Raw genomic sequence first — 23816 nt, 5'->3', positions numbered from 1 at the left:
TTCTCATTATCATATGTACCTATTGTAGTCTACTCTGGTGAAGGGAATCAATAGCTTTCTGCAAAAAAAGAACAGGACGAGCGCTTTCTCGTCCTGTCATCCATCACACAATCGTTAATCCAAGGTCCTTTAATTCTAGCGAAACAAGCCTTGCAATCGCATCTGCTCCTTCTTTTGTAAAGTGCGTGCGATCCTCTATACCTGTTGACAGCATAAAGTAAGAAGTCGTTTTCTCTATGCCGGAAATTTGATAAAACTGAAGGCTTGCCGTATTTAAATCTACAAGAAGGACTTCTTCTTCATCAGCTAGTTCTTTCATCGCGGCACAGTAATCAGGGAAATCATTGATATATTCTCCGTCTTTTTCATGAAAGCGGCCGACTGGCGTTAATAAAAGTGGTGTTGCCCCTTTTGCTCTTGCTCCGTGAATATATTGAGACAAATAGCTTTTATACGTTGTGAAAGGATCTGTATGCCGTTCGGGCTTCTCCGTTGAAGCATCATTGTGCCCCATTTGTGTAAACAGCCAGTCTCCCGGCTGAATGACGGACAATATCTGATCAAGGCGTCCTTCTTCAATGAATGTCTTTGAACTTCTTCCACCGATCGCCCGATTCTCGACTTTGACATCATGCGCTGTATAACGGTGTAAAAACTCTCCCCATCCTCCTTGAACAGGACGATCCGGGTAAGATGAAACGGTTGAATCACCAGCTAAATAGATGGTTGTCATGTTCATACGCCTCCTTTTTCATTGAGCCACCTCTTCAAGAGCGATGCAGACGCTAGTGGCTACTGAAAAGATATGAAACCATTCACATCGCTTATTCAATGATTCTCTTTTTTGTGCTGAAAACCCTGCTTACGAGGAGATATGAGTGTATGAAATATGCGGCGGAAGTTCTATTTTTGTCTCAGTCGCTCTCTTTAATGCCTGAAGCATATAGCCAATGCCTTGATAGGGAGCGAGCGGATAATTCGCCTTTTGGTGAGGCTGTAATAAAGGATCGATCACTTTCCGATATTTCTTTCCGCCTAGTATGACTAACTCATCATATGCGGCGAGATTTTTTTCATCAAATTGATGACTCAGTTCTTCTCGTGTCACCTGTTCCTTGTGCGGTTTGCCAAATGCCACATCATAATTTTCATGAATCATGTCCCCCGCCTTTAGGAATCCGTGCTTTGCGGATAAGATCATCCAGTCTGAAAAGAATGTTTGAGCATAGATTTTTGTTCGCTGATGCAGCGGACTCAAGTAGACGAGACCCGCTGGCTGGCTTCCTGCCTCTGGATTCACGTCCCATATTTTCTTGGCGCCGCACGGGATGATACATATTCGCTTCATCTCTTATTCTCCTTTCTTCGCCGGTACGTTACATAGACGATACAGCCTAGTGCCGTTCCAAGTGTATTTAAGATCATATCATCTATATCACTGCTTCTTGTAATCATACCAGATTGTGAGAATATCCATTGAAGGATTTCGATGATCGCTGACAAGATCAACCCAGCCAGCACCGCCTTTTGAAAGCGACATGTCCGAAAGGCTTGATATAGAAAAAAACCAAGCGGCACAAATAAGAGAATGTTCCCTGCCAAATTTAAAAAGACAAGGTTTGGATAGCCATGCTGAAAGGCGTGTAGGTTTTGTTGAATGGAGTGGAAGGGAATCAGATTGACGCTCACTTGATCTTTTGGTGCCGAAAAGCGATTCGGAAAGACCGTTAAATAAAAGAGAACATTCGTATATACAAATAGAAAAGCAAGGACCATTTCTGTTCGTAAATAGATAAAACGTTGCTGTTTTTTTGCCAGTCTATATCTCATATTTAGATAGAACGGGACGAGCAGAAGAAAATAAGCCATTGAAAACATAGCACTGGATGTCATACAAATAGCTGCCCCTTTCTCACGTCATGCTTGACCATATTACAGGTTATTCAAGCTTTTCTGTATCTATTCATCACTTATTCTCACAATCCATGCGATATTGACAAATCGTCATTTTCTCGGTATACTGACTGACATTCAGTCATTTTAAGGTCGGTGATCCTGTGTCAAAACGAGAAAAAATTATGCTTGCTGCGATTGATGCCTTTAAAGAGAAGGGAATTGAAAAGACGACTATATCGGATATTGTGAAAACAGCAGGAGTAGCGCAAGGAACTTTTTATTTATATTTTCCTTCAAAGCTGTCTGTCATGCCTGCCATCGCTGAACATCTAATCGCACAGATGGTCCCTGCCATTGAAAAGGAACTCACTCAGCATGCGGATGTACTTGATCAAGCAGATGCACTAGTTGAATTTATTTTCTCTTTTACAAGACAATACCGTGATGTTCTTGCCCTAACGTATTCAGGTTTAGCTGCCACCGAGCATTTAAAGGAATGGGAAGATATTTATGAACCGATTTACAAATGGGTCGCTTCTTTTTTAGAAAAGGCAAAACAGGACAAAAGAGTACGTGCGAACTTGAACTGTCAATATGCTGCGAAATTCATTATCGGTTTACTTGAATCATCAGCTGAGCAAATGTACTTATTTACAGAAACAGATACAGAAGAGGTTCTAATTCAAAAACGAGAGGTGAAGCAATTTCTCCTTTACGCACTTGGCATAGAGACACCTTAACTTAGTACAGCACTTGCTGTACGCTCTTTTTTGGCTCCAAAATGACGAATCGTCAGTTTTAAGGTTTAGGAGGAAATACGATGAAAAAAAGCTGGATGTATGTTGCACTCACATGTTTATTTGAATTACTTTGGGTGTTTGGTTTAAATAGAGCTGATGCTGTGTGGGAGTGGGCGATCATAATCTGCCTGATCCCGGTTGATTTTTATTTTTTAATGAAAGCCTGCGAGAAGCTGCCGACAGGGACTGTGTACGCCGTGTTTGCAGGAGTTGGAACGATTGGTACATCTTTGATGGATTATGCGCTATTCGGCGGTTCGTTTTCATTAGAAAAGCTTTTATTTATGGGTATTTTAATTCTCGGAATTATTGGACTGAAAGTGTCTGATGGAGATGCACATGAGCAGAAAGGAGAAGCGGTATAAATGGGCTGGTTTTTTGTACTGTTGGCCTCTGCCTGTGAAATTGGCGGAACCATTGGTCTCAATATGTTTAGTAAGAAAAAGCAACTCACGACAGGTATTATATTTGTCGGCGGATTTGCCTTATCCTTTTTGTTTTTGTACGCCTCGTTCTCTTCCGTTCAAGTCTCCGTTGCCTATACGGTCTGGATTGGACTTGGAACAGCGGGCTCTGTCTTGTTTAATATGATTCTATTTAAAGAACCGAAAAACATGATTCGTATCCTCAGCTTGCTGCTGATTGTGATTGGCGTCGTTGGGCTGAAGTTGTTTGCGTAATAGAAAAAGCAATGGAATAGATTGTCCATTGCTTTTTCAGTTAATCTTTATACTTTTCTTGGTACGCTTTAAATTGTTCTTCGTATTTTTTCAACTTTTCCCCATCGACTTTTGAATTTAATTTCGGTTTCCGCTTTCCAATTACCATTACATCTTTATCTACAATAGGACTTGATAAAAAGATGTATGGTGCAAAACGATCACACTTCGTATGTGGAAGGGTGACGGATAATCTAGCATATTCTTCTGTCGGGAATTGGTTTGAAATGTCAAGTTCCTTGAGTCCCTCTAATGCCGATATTGGCTCTAAAGACTCGTCCTTCACTTTTATATTTGATAAGCACAGATATTTTAAATTCTTGAGGTATCTTAAAGGTTGTAGAGTATTTAAATTTAATGAATTCCAAATCCCACCTGACAATTGCAACCATTCTAAACCAGTGTTTTTTTGCAAAGGAGCTATGTCATTCAACTTTGAAAAATCTGTTAAGGATAAAGATTTTAAAAAAGTGTTTTTTGATAGATCCCATAAACTTTGTGCCTTTGTATTCCATTCAAGTGCCAATACCTCAACATCTTGAAGATAACTGATGATTGATAAATCTTCTACTCTCAGTTCACGCATATAGAGCATTTTAGGGTTAACTAAGCTCAAGATCGTATTAAATTCCTTTTGGCTCACTTTGTAAATCCACAATTTCGTCAGGTTAGAAAAAGAGTTCAACCTATCAATATTTTTTGTTTTTCCTGTGATTAACAACTCTGTGGAATTTTCATCTACAACGGCTAAATCATGAACAGCTTCTGGTCGTGCATCATGACGAAAAATATATTGAGGGTCTTCTTTTAGCATTCTTTTACCTCCACACCTACTAATGACGGATATCTAAATGAATTTTATCAGAGTTTTTCCGAAGAAACAGGGAAAGGGATAAAATCGAGATGGTCTTCCTTGGTCCGTTTAACCACAATCCGCCGATGATTACGTCTGTTTTCAATCCATTTTATAAAATCTTTTTCATCTAAAATATGGAGCAACAACATATCAACGACTTCGCTTTCACTATACTCCATATATTCTGCACAGGTCTTGACGCTAGCTCGTACTCTTTCATATAAACAAATAAAAGAACTCCAATTCATATACGAATTAGAGTCCTCATTATATGACTAATACAATTTTCCCACCTTAAAACCGAACCCGTTAATCAAAGCCCTTCCTTTTTTATTTCTCGTTTAATGTGGATCATGCTGCTCAAGCAAGAGATCCATTGCGTAAATCGATTCGCCTTTTTCATCCAATAAAAAGTACACAATCAAAGGCTCTCCAAAGGACCCTGTCTGCTGCGTGAACAAAACACATGTGAATTTTTCAATACCTATCGGAAGCTTTTTTCTTAATAAAGGATGAAGAATAGGCGAAGTCCGAATTGTATCTATATCCACATCCCAACGTTCGTTTTTTAAAGTGGGATAATGCTCTGATAACAGTTGGTGTAACATGTCGGTCGTGAACGCTGCTTTTCCATCGAACCCATCATCTATTATGTTGGTGTTATACATCCGACGGTTGCTTATCCTTTGAAGCATTGATTCGTATTCCTTTTAAGACAAAGCGTTTCTGGCCATCAAGTGTACAAGTGATCAATGTCAGTTCTTTTATCCCGCGATCCTTTAATACATCTACATCCGTCGGTTCTATCGTAGCAGAGCTGACAATTTTATATTCGTATGTTTCTGCTTGATGATGTAAGACGACTTTTTCTCCTTTAGGCACCTCTGGCAGCTGCCGGAAAAGCCGGTCGCCTCTATACCCTCTATGGCCTGCAATCGTGAAATTTCCTTCACCTGGCATTTGATGAGATTTGATTTGAGTCAGTGCAATACTTAAATTTTCTTTTGTTGTAACAGGTAGCACTTTTTCATTTAAATCAATTGACGGGATTTCAAGCTCCATCGTATCTCGCAGGTCTTCTTCTGACACAGTTAAATGTGGAATAGAAGAAAGGGCATCACTGTCATTTTCTTCAATCATTTTCAATGCCTGTTCCATGGCTGCTGTCTCCTGAGAAGTTCGCCACTCATATAGAAAAGGAACGGAGATGAGCATTAGTCCCGCGACCACCAAAAAGCTGCCTAATAAGGTTCTTTTTTTCATCAATACACTCGTTCCTTCCTTTTACTGAATGGTTCTTCTTCTGACAACAAGAAGAACAGTTCCAGACACTACTAGTAAAATCCCTGCATACATCAAATAACGAAGCCATACTTCCCCAGTCTTTGGCAGCTCCCCGTTTGAGTTTGAGCCATGAGGTGGATGTTGATCCCCTTGATCTGAGGCTGGAGGATTCGTGTGGTCCTCTTCATTCTTCATTGGAGCATTTTTTACAATCAATGTCTTGATCTCCACTTCGCCCATTTGAATTGTAAAAGCGAGTGGTTTCTTTAACGCTACATAACCATTTGGAGCTTTCGTCTCTGTGAGTGTATATTCACCAGGTTTAAGCCCTTTGACAATGGCTTCTCCGTCTTTTCCTGTTGTCACAGATTTGATGATTTTCCCGGCTTTTGTACGAATGTCAAAGGCTGCACCTTTTAAGGTTCTATCTGTCTGCTGGTCTACCTTTATGATACGCAGACTTCCTAAAATCAAGTGATTCTTCGCTGTTAATTGAAGAGGCTTCTGCTGATTTTTCTCAATCGTAAACCGGATCGGCTGATCATCTAATTCATAGCCGTGAGGCGCTTTCGTTTCAACGAATTGATATTCTCCCGGTTTTAGATCGTTGATGTGAAGCTTTCCTTTTTGATCCGTTACAAGTGATTTCTTCAACGTTTTCCCGTCTTTACTTTGAAGAGCAAACTCTGCGTTTTCCAGCGTGTGTCCTTCAGCATCCACTTTGGTCAGTTCCACTGCTCCAGGCGTCAGTTTGTTGATCATTTCTACTTTTGCTGGTTTGTCTTGACCTAATCGAATCGTAAATGAGACAGGTGTCTGATCCAATTCATAGCCGGCAATGCTTGCTGTTTCGACAAATCGATAGGTTCCTGGCTTCAGTTGATCGACTGTCAGTTGACCGTTTTTGTCTGTCTTTAAGTCTTTCTGAATACGCTGATCATGCTCATCCATCAGATCGAAGGTCACCCCAGCGAGCAACTGACCATCTTCTCCTTTTTTCTGAAGCTTCACAGCACTTGTCGTGCGAATATTTTCTTTTGTCACTTTGACCAGTTGATTTGGATTGAAATCAATCTTGAAGTCTACTGGTTCTGCATCAAGTTGATGTCCAAAAGGAGCCTTCGTTTCAACCAATTGGTAAGCGCCTGGTTTCAAATCGTTGACAGTGATGATGCCTTTTTCGTTGGTTGTTAAACCTGACAGCAATTCTTTACCATTGTCATTGAAAAGTGTAAATTCTGCGCCTTTCAATCTTTCTTTTTCTTCGCCTATTTTTGTTAGTTCTACAGAACCTTTCTTGAGCTGATTGATCGCCTCCACTTGAATCAATTCTTTTTGACCTAATTCAACTTCAAAGACAAGTGGTTTCGCACTCAATTCATAGCCTTCAAGACTCTTTCTTTCAACAAATTGATAGGTTCCAGGTTTTAAACCTGTGAAGGTAATCTTTCCATCCTGATTGGTTGTAATCCCTTCTCCTCCTGCCACTATCTTTCCTTTGGCATCAGATAGATCAAAGACAACCCCTTCTAATGATTTCCCATCTTCTCCTTTTTTGTGTAACAGCACTCCGCCAGTTGTGCGGCTATTTTCTTTTGTCACACTGACCAGCTTCTCAGGGTTAAATGGAATAGCAAAAGTGACAGGTGTTTCGTCAAGCTCATGACCGAATGGCGCCTTCGTTTCAACAAACTGATAGGTTCCAGGTTTCAGATTGTTGACGATGATCTTCCCGTTCTCATCTGTGACAAGACCTGTTTTTATCTCTTTTCCATTTGCATCTACTAGCTTGAATTCTGCTCCTTCAAGCACATCATTCTTTTCACCGAGTTTCGTGAGCTGGACAGCTCCAGTTTTGAGATCATTGATCACTTTGATCTCTGCCGGTTTTTTTTGTGCGATTTCGATGGTAAACGGATAAGGTTTATTTTTCTTTTGGTAACCATCAATACTCTCTGTCTCCACAAGCTGATATTTGCCCGGTTTGAGGTCATCGACCAACAGCTTCCCATCTTCATCTGTTGTCAAATCTTTACGCACGACTTTGTCATTTTGATCCAAGACTTCAAATCGAACACCTTGAAGCTTCTTGCCATCTTCCCCTTCTTTCATCACTTCTAATGCACTTGTTTCATAGAGGTTCTTTTGTGAAATGATGACTGGTTCTTTTGGATCGAGTGGTACTTCAAATGTGATGGGTGTTTCATCTAATACATAACCGTCTGGTGCGTTTGTTTCGATGAGCTGATACGTACCCGGTCTTAGTTCATTGATCGTGATCTTGCCATCTTTTCCTGTGACAAGCGCACCATTTAGCTCATGCCCATCTTGATCTAAGAGCTTGAACTGTGCACCTTCTAGTCTCTCTCCGCCTTCACCTATTTTGCTCAATTCTGCAGAGCCTTTGATGATGTCATTTACTGCGGTGACAACCGTTGTTTCTGTTTGATTTTCTTTAATGGTGAACGGCCATTTTTGCTGATTTAATTGATAGCCTTTCGGTGCGTTTGTTTCAACAAAATAATAGGAACCTGGCTCAAGATGTTTGAATAGGATTTCTCCTTTTTCATCCGTTTTCAAATGGGTTTGGACGGTATCTCCAGATTCATTTTTCAGTTCAAATTCTGCATTTTCTAATGCCGCACCCGTTTCTTTGTCTTTTTTCGTGAGCTTCACATGCTGGCGGATTTCTTGGTTTTGCACCGTCATGCTGTTTCCTATTTTCGTTTGATCTCCTGATTCGTAAGGCTGATCAATCGTGACATTGATCGGTTCCTTCGTTTTCAAATAACCATCAGGTGCTTTCTCTTCTGTCACGATATAGTCACCATACAGAAGACGATCAAATCGAAGAGCTCCTTCTTCATCTGTTGTCTTTGTTCCAATGACGATACCGCTCGCAGCATCTGTCAGAGAAAAGCTTGCTCCTTTTAGCGCTTTTCCACTACTCGCATCTACCTTATGAATGGTTAAAGCGCCAATCGCTCCTGTGCCATCTCCCATGCCAGCGGTACGTTTGACCACAATTGAGGCTTCGGATTCCTTTTTGATTTCTTTTACATTTTCACCTCTAAACGTTACTTCGTTTTGAAGTGTACTTCCCACCTTATCTAAAATGAGAGATTGGTATTCTAAAATATATGGTCTCGTGATTTCTTCTTTAAATTTGATTTGAAAAGAATCTGGATCGAATTCAAGGTCTAGTTCATAATCCTTCCCTTTTTCCAGCTCATCCTTTTTAGTCACTTGCCCCTTTTCATCTATTGTTGTCGAGTACAGATGAAATGAGTTTTCTATTATGGCTTGATTACTGCTCGGATGGTCTATAATCGTCGCATCTTGGACTGTTGATTGACCAAAGTTGATATTCAGTTTCCAATCAATGACTTTCCCTTGTTGATTTCCTGATTTGCTCGTGTATTTCCCTCCATTTGGAATGGACACCACAGCATTCACGTCTGATTCTTTCGTCTTTCCATCATAAAGGGTCGCTTTATTTTCGTAGGTTTTCTGTACTAAATCCATTCCTTCAACACTTGTTTGATACGTGATTTTGTATGGGGAATCAATGGCATGTTTGAAAATGACTTCGAAGCCTGATTCTCCCTTTTCATTTTCAAGGAATTTGATGTCATAATGTTCTTTCGCTAATACTTCTTTTTCTTCCGCACCATTTTCCCCGCCTTGTAAATCAAGCGAGTAGACGATAATTGAATCTTTAAGCAAACGCTGATTTCCTTGAATGAAATCCTCGATTTTCGCCTCTTCTAGATGCTTCAAATTATAGTTCACACCGATATTCCATGTGATCTCTTTTTTCTTTGCATCATATGTTCCATTCTTGAACCCATTGGACTGCGTGTATGTGTCAGGCGTAAAGACAGATTGGTTTTCCTTCGTCAAATCCTTGCCATCTTCATTTACCCATTCAAGTTTTACATGGTTACGCAAGTTCTTTTGATCTTTATCTGCTCTTTTTTCATAATCAAAAGACGTTGTATATGTGATAGTATGTTCTGTCTTGATTTCTTTCGTAAATTGAATATCAAATCCATTTGCATGTTCAACGATTTGATAATCTGTGCCTTCTTCAAGCACTGTATTACCTGTCGTCACTTTTAAACTATCTTTTTGCAGCGTCAATCCTTCGTTTGTAAACGTATCTTTTAATATTACGTTGTTCATGGTTTGTTGATCTTTGTTGAAGATGATACGCCATGGAATGGTTTTGTTCTTGTAATTCGGTGTTCCATGATTTTTCGTTAGGATTTGCTGGTCAATTCTTTGCTTCCCTTGTTCGCTCTCTTTGCCAGCTGTTACAGTATTGATAATGTCTTCAGCTTCGAAAATTCGCTCGGTTGCTTTTGTTTGATATGTGATCAGGTAAGCCGATTGGATATCTTGATTGAATTGCAAGGTAAACCCGTTTTGTTCATCCTTTTTTTGAGGTTGAACCACATAATCTTCAAACGCTTTTGTTCCTGATTCTTTGCCATTCTCATCAATTGTGACTTCTTTGACTTGAATTGAATCAGATATTAGCGCCTGTGTACCGTTAAAGAAGTCTTCTATCAAAGCATCCTTTTGAGCCAGCTTTTTTTCGTTATAGTTATACCGAATTTCCCAAGTAATCGTTTGAGTGACTGGATCGTAGTGGGCGGCTTTTTTATTTAAAGGACTGCCTCTTGTCACATTCACGGTTCCTTCTGCTGAACTAATCTCTTTATCAGCAGAGACAAGGGACGCTTTATTACGAAACACAGACTGATCTTGATTCGTAATGTCCGTTTCATACATTAAACGGTAAGCGAGATGCACGTCATCTTTAAATTCGATCGTGAAATCTTGACCATCTGCTGTTTGGCCGATGGTGTAGTGATTTTCGTCAAGCAGCTGTCCAAGCGATGTTTCACCATTTAGCTTTGTATCTACACGATAAAGCTTGATTGAATCTTTTTTTAACGCTTGACCTTCTTGAATCGGATCTAAAAGTTTCGCTTGTTTCACATCATCTAAGTCCATATTAAAATCGACTGTCCATTGAATGGTTTCAGCATTGTAAGATCGATTGGGTTCTCCCTTTTTAGAGACATTCGGACCATTTGGAATGTATTGAATCGGAATCGATATCGTATCTTTGCCTTCAATCGGGGTAATCACCACTTCTTTTTCTTCAGTGATCACTGTTTGTTTATCTAATTGTGTCCATACTTGAAGTGTTCCTTGGATATTTGAATATTGTTTAATAAAATCTGTGAACTCGATGGAGGCATTTCCGCTTTCATCTACAGAAAAATAGCCGATGATCGATTGATTAAATTTCATCTCGAGTCGATCGATTTTTTCGTAAATGACTAATTCCTCTGGAACCTTGAAATGGAATTCATCCCCGCCATTATAGTTATGACCATTCGGGATGGCCCACTTATAGTTAATGGAAATCAGTGAGTTGACGTCAGGCTTATCAACTGAATTACCTTCCTGATCTTCAAAAATTAATTTCGCATCAGTAAGGAGATTTTCTTGTATCTGCATTTGTTTTGAAACACTTTGCAGCCCTACACGCTTAGACACGTTCACTTTGTTTTCTAGTAACTCCTCTTCATCGCTTTGTGTCTTTTGAACAGTTTCTTGATTGTTAGCAGCTTTGTCTTTCTCCGATGAGATTGAATCATCTTTTGAAAGATTTTCTTTATGCTCATTTTGCTTTGTTTTCTCTTTTTTCTCAGCTATACTGGTGACGTCAATATCTATAGATCCTTCTAAATTCGGATCAAGCTCAATATCCTCATTGAATGTGACAGTCACTTCATTTTGTTGTGAAACGGTATACTCACCAACAGGGATGTCATCGACAGTAATGAGTTCTTTCTGCTCCTTCTCTACCTGCATGACTGAAGGAAGAGAGAGAATATACGGATATTGCTTTTTGAGATCAATTCCTTTAATAGACCAATGCACAATGGCCTTTCTAACTTGCTGATCTTCTATGTTTGATAACTTGTTGCCTTCGCTATCAGCAAACTCAATATTCCCATAAATATTCTCTTGAATGTCTTTAGCTTGTGCCCCTGCTAAAGGCAAGATTCCTAATATAATAGACTGTATGACTAACATGGTCATCAGTGCCACCGACAATATTCTTTTCAATACATCCACCCTTTTCTACAATTATTTTTCAACAACGATTAAAAAATCATTTGTATACTGTCTGATCAATCACTCCGCTTCTGATCAAATTTTTCTAAAAATTGCATCTTAAGACCCTATGAATAAAATGAGTTGATCAACCATGAGTTTGAAAGGTCATCATGAGTAGTAGATATAGTAGCTGGATAGGGGTCTATAGCAATGGGGAATAGTGAGAGGGAACATGAAAAGAATAAATGTGAATTTTTCTATTTATACTGGAATGAACAACAAATGATTAGTACATGCATATATAAGCATGTATTCACATATAGAACGTTCATATAAAATAAGCATGTATCATATGGTATGTATGGTGAGATAGTTCAGCATCATATAGATCGCATTCCTTCTACTCCCTTCCATATGGTAATCAAAAAGCCGATGCTTTTTATTCTTACTTTTACCGTTTGAGCAGCAAAAAAATAAACAAAATGATCCATTTTTATGGGATTCATGGCATACTTATCATCTTTTAAAAGAAAGATATGGAGAATTAGGGTATAACATTTGTTTTCGTCTAATTTTTTTCTCTTTTATCATGAAAAGTGAAGACAAAACGATTTAGCCTAAACATTAAAATCATTTTATGCCTATTTAGAAATTAAAATGTTCTTTAAGTGAACTTCATAATATAAAGGCAAGCCAAGGGAAGGAGTTAGTTGTTTAATGGAGCTCATTGATAATAAATCAAAGAGATGGATAAAAATTCTAAAACTGCTTGTATCAAAAGATAAGTGGTGGAGCCTTCAAGAGATATCGAATGAACAAATCGGTTCGGTTCGTGCCATTCAAAACGATTTAGAACAAATGAAGTCGTTCCAAACAGAGAACGGTGAGCCGTTAATCCGCATAAAGCCAAGACAAGGCATATCCATTTGTTATACACAGACGATACGAGTCGACTACTATATCAAAGAAATTCTAAAAGATACGATTGAAATTCGATTGATTGACGGCGTTTTCTTTGAACAAAACAGGTCTTTCTATGAATGGATGGACACGCTGAATATCAGTAGATCCACATTGTATAACACCATACATAAAATCAATTCGCTTCTTACCTCGTATGACATTGAGTTACGACCAGATAGTATGCAGTTCCATGGAAATGAGAAGGAGATTCGTCAATTTTTTGTGGAATTTTTGTTTGAAGTTTATGGAAGCAGGCTTTGGCCATTCGATGATATTCAAAAGCAAGATGCAGTTGATTTTTTACAAAAGCTATTTCAGGTGCTCGAAGTCAATCTACCTGATGTGGCTTTAGATAAATTTTGCCTATGGCTCGCCGTTTCCATACACCGATTGAGGAAAAATTTTACCATACGACGCAATTATAGGTACTCAATGGATAAGGAAAAACAAACATCTACAGCTAAAGGTATCTATAAACAAATCAAAAACTTGGAAGAACACGTTTGCCAAATGACAAAGGACACTTTTGGTGTTACATTGGATCGTCACGAATTTGTCTTTTTATTATTGATTGAACCAGCTATTGGCCATTATAAATCAATTGAAACGGTCGAAGAAAAATTGACGTTCTTTCAATCGCATACACCACAGCTCTTTGAAGCCATTCATTCCTTTATCAATCAATTGGAGTTGATTTTTCATCAAGAGGTGGCTAATCGCAAGGCGATGACACTGATTCTTCTCCAATATTATGTGTATTCTAGGGAAATTACCGTAAGAGATGGATTCCTTTTCAAAAAGAAATCGAGTTATTTATCAGAGGTAAAAAAACAGCTTCCTTACTTCTATTCGAGGATTACTCATATCATCCAAGAGTTAAAAACAGACGATATACTCGCTTCTTTTGTGAAAAATGAACGAGAATTGATTCGTATCATTACTTCTAACTGGAGAGGGCTTGTTCATTTGGAAATGGATCGGAGAAACGTGTTGAACATTTTTGTCATTTCAACATTAGGTTATAATCATAGTTTGTTTATTGCGGATTTAATTAAATTAAGATTGCCTCCTCTCATTCATATTTTCACAAGTCCAGAAAATACATTAAATGAACTGACAATGGATCGACTTGGGATTGATATGATTGTGACCGATACTGAGCTTCCTCATCAATTAGGACGGTCTACGCTGCTGATCAGCTCTTTTCCAACAAAGAAAGAATTGGACAACTTGCACTCAAGATTGGCTGATATGACAAACTAAGTTTCACCAAAAAAGCTGCTGAGACATGCTCAAGCAGCTTTTTGGTTCTGTATTAATGAAGCACGATTTGTTCATTCATCAAATCAATGGCGTAAAGCGATTGCCCATATTCATCTAATAGAAGGTATACTTTGAGCGGGGCAGTGGTTTGATCTGTTTGCTGCGTGAATAGGACACAAGTGAATTTTTCAATCCCATCTGGCAGCTTGCTTTTCAGAAAAGGATGAAGAATAGGAGAGATTCGAAGGGTATCAACATCTTTCAGCCAAAGCTCATCTTGTAACGAAGGATAATGGTCAACCAAAAACTGACGAAACACTTCCAATGTACTCAAGGTAGATATCCTCACTTTCTTCTAACTTGGCTTCAAACTCACCTAAAAACAAACGGAACCAACTCATCATATGATCTCGGTACACGTATTTTCGCATACGGCTTGAGACATGATCACTTACTTTTTAGACTTGATACTGTAGATCAACTGTACTGTCACGAATGTTCAATATGTATAACGTTTCCTATGTCTTCTCATTGACTCCACCACGAATTCAAACAATGGACCTATGATCATATTCTTACCTGTTTTCTTTCGTGATGAAACGACAACTTCCTGCTACAAAATTCCATTTTTCTGCAAAAAAGAGGGAGATGGGACAAAAAAAGAACAGCTCCTCACTGTTCTTTTGGAAGTTATGAAAGGTCTGTCAAAGAGAACACTTCGCCGCTCACTGCATCAATGCCATCATGACAATCGAGCCTGCCGCATAAAACATATTGTTTTTGCACATCGTCATAGACATAGATAGGTATAAGTTCGAGGCGTTCTCTCAATGTTTCAAAGGCTTGTTTCTGAGTTATGGTGATTTCACTAGCTGTTTGAGATGGATTGAGTATCCCACATACTTGAAACATCTCTTTTTTATCTATGTAATTAATGGCTTCAAAAGTGTTGGCATCAATGAAGACCTTGATTTTATCCATAAATCCACAGCCTTCTTGTTCATTCGTTTTTAATATCGCATGGATGTATCCGTGATCACGTTGGAGTGTTTTTAGAACCCACTTTCCTGTATCCTTTGGATATTTTTGCGCCAAGAAGGTGCAGACTGCTTTGATACACTCATCCTGGTCTTCTTTTGATATCGGGAGGGAATCTGGTGATGATTCCAATGAGAAAGCTTGTTCAGCTGAAATGTTCTCATGAATGTCCATTTCTTTTTTTTCAAAGGCACTGTTTATCGGTTCATTCCACTCAATGACTTCATTCATGTGTATACAATGCGTTTCTTCACGCCCAATTTCAAACGGAAGAGTTCCTGTTCCATCGTTCTTCACATAGATTTCTTCTAACGCATAAATAGACCGGATTTGATTGTGCTCGAAGGAAGGCCATTGAAACAGCTGCACTTGCTGCTCAGCTAAGTTCTCCACCTGATCAAGGGAAAGCACATACTCCTCATCTTTCAGTAATGTTTTGGCTAAAAATGGACCGTGATGTGTAAAGTACATGAGCTGTCCATGTTCATTCCATTTCACTTCGATTCTGCCTGAAGGTGTTACTTTCACACCATCTATTGCTTCTTCGAAAGAAAGTTCCCCTTTCTCCTTCAGATGCATATGAAAATGCTCTCCATAGATCAATCCTGTTTCTTGTTCGATCCATTGAATGACATGAGCTGGATAAGGTCTCTTAAACGTGACACCATGCTGCGCATAGGTTTTGTCCATAACAAAAATAACTGATTCGGTCTGTCCTGTATTCAAGTTCACTTCAATGACAGCTGTGCCGTCTGGGTTTAGATCATCGTCCTCGGGTTCCGTTTCATGAGAGGGAAACCATTCCATATTCAATGTATACACCGTTTCATTGAACATATTGACGTAGCGATGAAAACTGTGTCTTTTTAGATAGTAAAGATCTAAGCCAAATTTCGTCTTTGTCTGATCGATCAGTTGTTGTATGTTTGCATTCATTTATTTCACCTCAAAATGATTCAGTCTTATGGAAGAACAAAGATGACGATAAAGCCGAAGATAACGATCGCTGTTAATAATCCTAAAACCATTGACACCATGTTTGTTTTCTTTGTAAAGCCTTTTAATTCATGCTCTTCAGTCGACCGGTCGATTTTTCTAAAGCGAAAAAGCATGCTTAAATTAATAAGGGCTAGAGTTACAAATAATAAGAAAATTAAAAGCATAGGTTGTATGTTTAAGAATGGATTTGTTACATCTTGGAAGCTGAATGACTGAAGGAACATCAGACCACTTAATACTACTCTTGAAATATTTTCTGCCTTCTTTTCTTTCTCCCACTCTTCCCCCAATTTTTCTTTTTCATAAATGGCTATCTGCTCGAAAAGGGGAATGAAAGACTTTGTTGATCCTTTTTTAATAAAACCATAAATACTTAGAAAGAGCATAATAATTCCTAAACAAAGAAAGAAATGTGTAAATCGAATGTCAGACATTTGAAGCAAGATAAAAAAAGCGACGATTATGATGCCGGCTATTAAATTAGAAACGACTATTTGCTTTGACCTCATCTTTTTTAATGCAGCTTGTTCCATACAATACTCCTCCTCGTTTCAAATGTTTCTGTTAAGCGCTCTATCTCTATTACGATGTTATTGAAAAAATGTTTCAATATTTTCCCTTTCAATTGTCAATTCGGCTTTTTCACAAATGAAAAGACGCCCACCATTCAATGAACGTCTTATCCTTCTTCATGAAATCAGCACATCATATTTGAGCTGTTCTGTCTTTTATTTGCTGGGCTGCCAAGTGTTTAAAGTCATCAATAGACAGCAGCTTTGACATTTTTTCTCCATGTTGTCTGATGTTCAGTGTTTTTTCTTGCATTTCTGTATCTCCAATGACAGCGATATAAGGAATTTTTTGCATTTGTGCTTCTCTCATTTTATAGCCGAGTTTTTCATCCCGTTCATCGATTGTGACTCTAATTCCGATATTTCTTAATTGCTGCCGCACCTCTATGCAGTAATCAAGGTGAACGCTTGAGACAGGTATGATTTGTACTTGGATTGGTGCGAGCCATAACGGGAAGACGCCGGCAAAATGTTCAATGAGAATACCAAGGAACCGGTCAAGTGAACCAAAAATGGCACTATGAATGACAACTGGCCGCACCTTTTCATTTTTCTCGTTGATATATGTTAAATCAAATTTCTCTGGCATTTGAAAATCCAGCTGAATTGTGGCGCACTGGTGGCTCCGCTTTAGTGCATCTTGAATATGAAAGTCGATCTTCGGACCATAAAATGCCCCATCTCCTTCATTTAAGTAGTAGTCAATCTTTAACTGATCAAGCACATTTTTTAGCGCTTTTTCGGATACATCCCAAATAGCGTCATCCCCTAATGCTTTTTCTGGACGAGTGGATAGTTCGACTGAATACTCAAAACCAAATGTCCGATATACGTAATCAACTAATTGGAAAATCTGTTTAATTTCAGCTTCAATTTGTTCTTCTCTCAAAAAAATATGGGCATCATCTTGGCAAAATGTTCTGACCCTGAACAATCCATTTAATGCTCCGCTGAATTCATGACGATGCACCTGACCAAATTCAGACATTCTAATTGGAAGGTCTCTATAGGAATATAAGTTATTTTTGAACATGAGCATATGCCCTGGACAGTTCATCGGCTTTAAAGCAAAACTTGTATCGTCTACTTCTGAGAAATACATATTCTCATGATAATGATCCCAATGACCTGACTTTTCCCAAAGTTCTTGGTTCATCATAAATGGCGTACTTACTTCTTCATATTGCGCTTTTCCTCGCACTTCTCTAGAAAAGGCCATTAATTCATTTCTGACAATCTGACCTTTTGGTAAATAAAACGGCATGCCTGGCGCTTCTTCTGAAAACATAAAGAGGGATAACTGTTTCCCTAATTTCCGGTGATCACGTTTATTTGCTTCTTCCATGAAATGAAGATAATCAGCTAGATGATTTGGATGCTGAAACGCTACACCATACACTCGCTGCAAGACATCCTGATTGCTATCTCCCCGCCAATAAGCCCCTGCCACACGTGTTAGTTTAAATGCCTTTAAATACCCTGTAGAAGGTAAATGGGGACCGCGGCACAAATCGATAAATTCTCCTTGCTGATAAATCGTGATGGCTTCTTGTCGAGGGAGACTTTTTAAAATATCCAGTTTATATGGATCATGTGCAAACATCACTTCAGCTTCTTTGTAAGAGACTTCCATTCTTTGAATAAGGTGATTCTCGTTTATGATGTTTTTCATCTCTTTTTCAATCATTGCCAAATCCTCTACGCTTAACGTTTGATTCAGCTTCATATCATAGTAAAATCCATTCTCAATGACAGGTCCGATCCCCAGTGTCACATTGTCATATAACCTTTTCACAGCTTGGGCTAATACATGTGTAGCTGTATGACGTAACACTTCCAGCCCTTCTTTTGAATCAAGTGTTAGAATCGAAACCCCCGCATCGTTGTTTAACGGATAACTTAAGTCCACTGTCTGATCATTGATCTTTCCCGCTACTGCTTTTTTTCTTAAACTTGGGCTAATATGGGAGGCAACCTCTGCGACTGTCGTACCTGCGGAGAACTCCTTGATCTTTCCATCTGGAAATTGAATTTTCACCATTTTTTCTCTCATCACTGACACACCTTTCTCTTTTTTGAAATAAAAAAACACACTCATCCCTCATAGAGGGACGAATGTGTAATCCGTGGTTCCACCCAAATTCCCATAACGCGTATTCGCTTTATGGCTCTGGTGCCGTAACGTGGCGTAGACGGTATTGGATACTGTAATGTTCCCCAATACAGCTCAAAGGTGGTAAGATAGCTTTTCTGCGTTAGGAAGATTTCACCGTGACTTCCCTCTCTGTGAACCGATAAAAGCTACTCATGTCCTTTTCAAAGCAATCATGCTATAAAAGTAAACAAAAAAAACACACCCATCCCTCATAAAGGGACGAATGTGTGATCCGTGGTTCCACCCAAATTCCCATAACGCGTATTCGCTTTATGGCTCTTGGTGCCGTAACGTGGCGTAGACGGTATTGGATACTGTAATTTCCCCAATACAGCTCAAAGGTGGTAAGACAACTTTTCTGCGTTAGGAAGATTTCACCGTGACTTCCCTCTCTGTGAACCAATAAAAGCTGCTCATGTCCTTTTCTTCGCTTTTGATTTCTCCATATATTACATGATGATGGGGAATGATGTAAAGATTTATTTTGTATAGTGCTATTGAATTTTATTCACTAAATGAAATGTCTTGTCATTTCACTGGGGCTATATTCGACTTGATACTTAGGAGATAACGCATTCTTCACTTCTTCCGTTATACACTCCCCTGCTTGATTAAATTTCTTTTCCATTTCTACCCCTTCTGGCAGCAAGTCATCTGTTTCTTCATCAAACCAACAACCATACTGTATGGCCCAATTCCATATTTTAGAGAATAGTACATCGCTTATAGGTACATCATCTCTTTCTAAATGACATTGACAATGTCCGCATTGAAAAGGTTCGCCACCATAGGTTCCTTCAATTTTCACATAAGGTTGGTGCTCAAAATCACGACAACATACCCATTTTTTGAATTCCTGACCAAATGTTGTCAGTTTTATCGAGTAATAACGCATGGACGTTCGTTTTCCTTTCATAGCAAAAACACCTTGATCAATCAGCTTCTTTAGCCGATACTCAATAAAATCATCTCCGATATATTGTTCTAAATGACCAAGGACTTCTCCAATTAAGCGTGGAGTTACAATGTATTCCTCTTCTGGCTCGGACAGATGAAGCCGCTTAGCCATTTTTACTAAATAAGCATCAAATTCATCTTCTGGTACGTTAATTGTTTGTTCACTTCGCCATATCCGCAGCGTATGATCTGTTTCGGCAATGTGAAGCCACTCTTCTTGTAATCGTTCTCTTTCTTCCTTGGAAATGGTGTGAAAGTGATTTTTACTTTCATAAATAATTTTAAATTTTTCAGATGGGATTTCCCCAGTATGTCGAAGGTCCATGCGAAACGTCTTTGTATTAAAATGGTGATCATATGCAATCGCTGTATTGATGACAGACACGTCCACGTTTTTTCCTTTTAATAAATAGATGGCAAATCGTAGACCTATTTGTTCATGTGCATTGTTGCCTATCCATATCATTAAATGTGATCCATCTTTTATATCCTTCACTTGTTGAATCATTATTTGCTGATCGATGACCATATCATCAAATCTACCAAACTCATTGGACATGACATGACGAAGCCACTCAATACGAGTCTCTTGTCCTTGACGTTCATGTAAGTGTGTAAGTGGGCCAATGGAGTAGATATCATCAAAGGTGATGATGTCTTCCACTGGTTTTTGCTTCATTTCTCGTAATGCTTGTTTTAAACTACCAGCAGTTGCTGCCCCAAATACGATATGTATCATCATTCGTCTCCCTTTATCTTACATTTTATTTCATCTTCACCTATTCATGGTTCTTTCGTCAATTCTATTGAGTCAATTTCATTCAAAAGTATGACAAGGAGATGATTAGATCTTTACAGAAGTAATCATGGCAGAACAGTGGAAGCTAGACTTTTACGAAAAACAAAAAGCCCCACGAAATGGGGCCATTTGCGTACAACTCTCTGAGACTTTCTTTCCGATTGATTTATCGATAGAAATCTCCTCATAAAAGGAATGTAGATCATGCTCTAATTCACAAATTCCCCTTCACAATCGTTCTTTTGGCTTTCTTAACAATTCTGCTAGTCGCTTTTGTATCAGAATCCATTGACCACTGTTCGCACAGGTTTCGTACCCAATCAGGCTGTGTTTTACTAGCGTCATTCAGCCAGTTTCCTACAGAATCTTGAACATATGTTGATGGATCAGATTTGAGGTGATTTAGAATTGGCAGTGCTCTTTCTGGCTCCTGTTTTAATAACTCAATATGCTTTGTCCATACACCTCTTGGACGGATTGCCTCTACAGAGAATCGACGAATATTTTCATCCTCACTTTTTGCCCATTCTGTTAAATATTCTATACTTTGATCGAGCTGCTGACTTAGACTTTCTCTCACTGACATCCAAGCAATTTCGCGTACACCAAAATGATGATCAGCTGCAAATGGCTGAATGTACGCTAGTTTCTCTTCTAAAGAGGATGAATGCTGTTTGTTCATATAAGCAGCCCAGCAGCGGACGCTATCAGATATGTGACAACTGCATGCCTGTATGACTTCCACTCTTTTTTCCTCATTTTCTTCCTGCAGCATTTCATCTAACAAATGACCGATAAGACGAATCGCTTTCATGCCTGACTCCGCTTTTTGTTTGGCGATTTCTGCTGAAAGATCGATTAAATGTTTGTCTAAACCAATGGACGGCAAAACATGCTGTAATAGAGTCACATGATTGACAGCCAGCCATTCAGTTAAATTGACACTCTCTAACTCTCCCTGATTCAAAAGAATCAAGACGTCATGAGGAATGTCACTCCCCTTTCGAGCGCCTTTACGATTGATGATCTTCTCACTTATTGGCATTATGTATTCTCTCCTGTCTAGTAGTACTTTTGTTTGACATACATTTTTAAAATAATTTATTATTCACCCTTAAAAAGCTAGTGTGAAATTGATCCCTTCATTCTTTGGATATTTACTCCTATTGTAGCAAATAAACTTCTCAACTGGTGCATTCTTCAAATCAAAAAAGGAACTACCGAAATAAGTAGTTCCCTCAATACTAGTAAATCTATGTTACCTTCCTTGCTCCATCACCTTCAAACTCTTATGCTGAGAAATTCGGTCAAATGCCACCATCAGAATGGTCATGAGCAAAGCGAGAAGAACCGTTCCAGCGCTGATCCAGCTGAGGTTCAATATAGATGTCCTGCTCAATACAAGCCCTCCTACCCCCGAGCCTAAAGCAAATCCAAATTGAATAAATGATGTATTGACACTTAATGCGATATCAGGAGATTTCGGTACAAGTGTGACAAGATATAGCTGCTGAGCTGGCGATGTGCTCCATGTAGCGATCATCCATATCATGATAACAGCCACCATGACCACGAGATTCCCTGTGACAAATGCTAGTAGCATGAGCATCATGATTTGCAAGATGATGCCAGAAAAAATCGTGAAGATTGGCCCTTTTTTATCTGCTGCCATCCCTCCAAGGCTTGATCCTAAAAAGCTGCATATTCCCGCTAGTAACAAAATGCCACTGATTTCTGTGATGCTTAGGTTGGCTGATGCTTGCAGGAAGGGCGTTAAATAGGTAAATAAAGTCGAATATCCCCCTACATAGAATAACGTGACTGCCACTGCAAGCAATATTCGCTTGTCTTTTAAAATCGATAATTGCATACGAAGCGTCACCGATTCTTGTTCTTTCATAGAGGGGATTCGCCTGTACACAACAATCAGCGGAATAAGCGTGATCACTCCAATGGCTGCGAATAATGCTTTCCATCCGATCATACTGCTGAGAAATGTGCTGATCGGCACTCCTAGAACCAATGAGCTGCTTAATCCCATTAAAATGATGCCAATCGCTGTTCCTCTTTTTTCCCGTTCCACAAGACGAGTGGCCACAGCCATTGCCACCACAATGGCCGTCCCTCCACTAATTCCTTGTAAAACCCTTGTCATCAGCACCATTTCAAACGAATGGCTGACACTTGTGATGATATTACTTAAAGTAAAAATGATCAGCATCCATGATAATATTTTTCTGCGGTCGATATTGATGGTTAGTGCAATGACAATCGGTGCGCCGATTGCTGCTGAGAGCGCTAAGGATGTGACCAATAAACCAGCAGCTGATGTCGTGACCTGTAAATCATCTGCGACCATTTGAATAATCCCTGTAATGATATATTCGATTGTTCCGATTAAAAAGGCTGCTAAAGCAAGTAAATAAACAACGGCTTTATTTTTCATCGTGACGTTTCTCCTTTGGGCAATGTTTACACTTCATTTTTTATAGGAATTTGAATTTCAATGAGTCTTCCTTCTTCATTTTCAGACAATGGGTAATAAATCTCTCTGCCCGGCTGATCTTCTTTCACGCGGTATCCGTTATTTTCGATCCATGTCGCCAGGTCAACACAAGCAGTTTGTGCAGATGGAGAATGTGAATGAAATAAGAGTGTCGCCATGGTGTCTTCTGCAGGTAACGTGCGAATTGTCATTCCCTGAGGAAGCGAGCATCTTAACGATTTGACGGAATACCCCACCTCAAATTCGAACTCACTTTCTTTATCCAGTGATTCTCTCCATAGCACCACTTGTGGTCCCGAGATCGATTCTTGTTGATGTTTATGTAATAAATGATGAAACATTTGAAAGAATGAAGGGATTTCTTCAACAGTTCCGTTGGATTGAAAAGACATGATGCGTTTGCTTTCAACCGATTTGATGATGACCTCCTGCTCTTTTTCAACACAACCCTCTCGTTTGATGAGGTGCATCCGCTCCTTAATACGCGCTAATTTCTGCTGTTCTCTCTCGATCAATTGCTGAATCTCACTTTCTTTCAAGAGAAACATGCCCTGAATCTGCTCGACAGAAATATCTTCACGAAGAAGCTGACTCATTTGCTTTAACGTAAAGCCTAATTCCTTGTACAGAAAAATCCGATTAACCTCAAGCAGCTGCTCAGCTGAGTAATACCGGTATCCAGATTCTTGATCGATCTGTTTAGGTTTTAATAAATCGATCTGGTCATAATACCTTAAGGTTTTGACAGGGACTTTACTTAACATAGAAAAATCGCCAATCTTGAACATCCTGCATCTCCTCCGTTTTGTTGATCTGATCAAAGTATAAACCTTTCAGTAAAGGGGAAAGTCAATAGAAGATTTTAAAA

At 39.0% G+C, this 23816-nt stretch carries 19 protein-coding genes and 2 other annotated features; of the genes, 4 read left to right on the top strand and 15 right to left on the bottom strand.

Features of this window, described 5'->3' with window-relative positions; all coding sequences use genetic code 11:
- Positions 1–103: 103 nt before the first annotated feature.
- The 3 genes from KVT11_RS16225 to KVT11_RS16215 all read right to left on the bottom strand — a co-directional run bounded on the left by KVT11_RS16225 (position 104) and on the right by KVT11_RS16215 (position 1893).
- Complete coding sequence (locus tag KVT11_RS16225; RefSeq protein ID WP_024720271.1) at positions 104–733, bottom strand: rhamnogalacturonan acetylesterase; 630 nt, start codon at positions 731–733, stop codon at positions 104–106.
- A 129-nt stretch (positions 734–862) separates the two neighbouring features.
- A complete protein-coding gene (locus tag KVT11_RS16220) occupies positions 863–1348 on the bottom strand; it encodes a DUF6884 domain-containing protein (protein WP_116307647.1) in 486 nt (161 codons plus the stop codon).
- A complete protein-coding gene (locus KVT11_RS16215) occupies positions 1345–1893 on the bottom strand; it encodes a VanZ family protein (RefSeq protein ID WP_008341698.1) in 549 nt (182 codons plus the stop codon). Before KVT11_RS16215 ends, KVT11_RS16220 begins: the two co-directional genes overlap by 4 nt.
- A 164-nt stretch (positions 1894–2057) precedes the next feature.
- On the opposite strand from KVT11_RS16215, the gene KVT11_RS16210 reads away from it, so the two are divergent.
- From KVT11_RS16210 to KVT11_RS16200, 3 genes are all read left to right on the top strand, one after another.
- Positions 2058–2636, top strand: a complete 579-nt coding sequence (locus KVT11_RS16210; protein ID WP_008341700.1) for a TetR/AcrR family transcriptional regulator — start codon at positions 2058–2060, stop codon at positions 2634–2636.
- Between the two features lie 80 nt (positions 2637–2716).
- On the top strand, positions 2717–3061 hold the full coding sequence (locus KVT11_RS16205) for a DMT family transporter (protein WP_003217798.1): 345 nt from the start codon (positions 2717–2719) through the stop codon (positions 3059–3061).
- Complete coding sequence (locus KVT11_RS16200; protein WP_017358818.1) at positions 3062–3376, top strand: DMT family transporter; 315 nt, start codon at positions 3062–3064, stop codon at positions 3374–3376. It abuts the gene before it with no gap.
- A gap of 40 nt (positions 3377–3416) precedes the next feature.
- Here KVT11_RS16200 and KVT11_RS16195 read toward each other — a convergent pair whose 3' ends face one another.
- From KVT11_RS16195 to KVT11_RS16180, 4 genes are all read right to left on the bottom strand, one after another.
- The gene (locus KVT11_RS16195; protein ID WP_116307645.1) at positions 3417–4229 is read right to left on the bottom strand and encodes a leucine-rich repeat domain-containing protein; all 813 of its coding nucleotides are present in this window, start codon (positions 4227–4229) and stop codon (positions 3417–3419) included.
- Between the two features lie 383 nt (positions 4230–4612).
- A complete protein-coding gene (locus KVT11_RS16190; RefSeq protein ID WP_019743549.1) occupies positions 4613–4939 on the bottom strand; it encodes a hypothetical protein in 327 nt (108 codons plus the stop codon).
- A complete protein-coding gene (locus tag KVT11_RS16185) occupies positions 4932–5534 on the bottom strand; it encodes a class D sortase (RefSeq protein ID WP_116307693.1) in 603 nt (200 codons plus the stop codon). Before KVT11_RS16185 ends, KVT11_RS16190 begins: the two co-directional genes overlap by 8 nt.
- A 21-nt stretch (positions 5535–5555) precedes the next feature.
- Complete coding sequence (locus KVT11_RS16180; RefSeq protein WP_223255676.1) at positions 5556–11714, bottom strand: SpaA isopeptide-forming pilin-related protein; 6159 nt, start codon at positions 11712–11714, stop codon at positions 5556–5558.
- A 699-nt stretch (positions 11715–12413) separates the two neighbouring features.
- Between KVT11_RS16180 and KVT11_RS16175 the strand changes: the two genes are divergently transcribed.
- Positions 12414–13922: an AcpB/EbpR/MafR family transcriptional regulator gene (locus KVT11_RS16175; RefSeq protein ID WP_017358812.1), complete on the top strand. Its 1509-nt coding sequence runs from the start codon at positions 12414–12416 to the stop codon at positions 13920–13922.
- Between the two features lie 52 nt (positions 13923–13974).
- Here the strand turns inward: KVT11_RS16175 and KVT11_RS16170 are convergent, their stop codons facing one another.
- The 8 genes from KVT11_RS16170 to KVT11_RS16135 all read right to left on the bottom strand — a co-directional run bounded on the left by KVT11_RS16170 (position 13975) and on the right by KVT11_RS16135 (position 23736).
- Positions 13975–14256: a hypothetical protein gene (locus tag KVT11_RS16170; protein ID WP_017358811.1), complete on the bottom strand. Its 282-nt coding sequence runs from the start codon at positions 14254–14256 to the stop codon at positions 13975–13977.
- A gap of 356 nt (positions 14257–14612) precedes the next feature.
- Entirely contained in the window at positions 14613–15896 is a 1284-nt protein-coding gene (locus tag KVT11_RS16165; protein WP_074041641.1) for a hypothetical protein, read from the bottom strand.
- Between the two features lie 26 nt (positions 15897–15922).
- Positions 15923–16492: a hypothetical protein gene (locus tag KVT11_RS16160; protein ID WP_060832175.1), complete on the bottom strand. Its 570-nt coding sequence runs from the start codon at positions 16490–16492 to the stop codon at positions 15923–15925.
- Positions 16493–16664: 172 nt separating this feature from the next.
- The gene (thrS, locus tag KVT11_RS16155; protein WP_116307691.1) at positions 16665–18584 is read right to left on the bottom strand and encodes a threonine--tRNA ligase; all 1920 of its coding nucleotides are present in this window, start codon (positions 18582–18584) and stop codon (positions 16665–16667) included.
- Between the two features lie 51 nt (positions 18585–18635).
- Positions 18636–18860, bottom strand: a binding site (T-box leader).
- 38 nt (positions 18861–18898) lie between these two features.
- Positions 18899–19123: a binding site (T-box leader), on the bottom strand.
- Between the two features lie 74 nt (positions 19124–19197).
- Positions 19198–20382, bottom strand: coding sequence for a DUF1835 domain-containing protein (locus tag KVT11_RS16150; RefSeq protein WP_035391318.1), 1185 nt, complete (start codon positions 20380–20382; stop codon positions 19198–19200).
- 274 nt (positions 20383–20656) lie between these two features.
- The gene (locus tag KVT11_RS16145) at positions 20657–21487 is read right to left on the bottom strand and encodes a DNA alkylation repair protein (protein WP_056703342.1); all 831 of its coding nucleotides are present in this window, start codon (positions 21485–21487) and stop codon (positions 20657–20659) included.
- A gap of 213 nt (positions 21488–21700) precedes the next feature.
- Complete coding sequence (locus KVT11_RS16140) at positions 21701–22888, bottom strand: MFS transporter (RefSeq protein ID WP_116307639.1); 1188 nt, start codon at positions 22886–22888, stop codon at positions 21701–21703.
- A 26-nt stretch (positions 22889–22914) separates the two neighbouring features.
- Positions 22915–23736 (bottom strand): MerR family transcriptional regulator, encoded by an 822-nt coding sequence (locus tag KVT11_RS16135; protein ID WP_099496393.1) that lies wholly within the window; start codon positions 23734–23736, stop codon positions 22915–22917.
- Positions 23737–23816: the final 80 nt, after the last annotated feature.

The organism is Bacillus sp. GbtcB10 (assembly GCF_019091365.1).
Lineage (GTDB): Bacteria > Bacillota > Bacilli > Bacillales > Bacillaceae > Bacillus > Bacillus altitudinis.
Note: the sequence above shows the minus strand (reverse complement) of the source record. Positions and strands in the feature narration are given on the sequence as shown.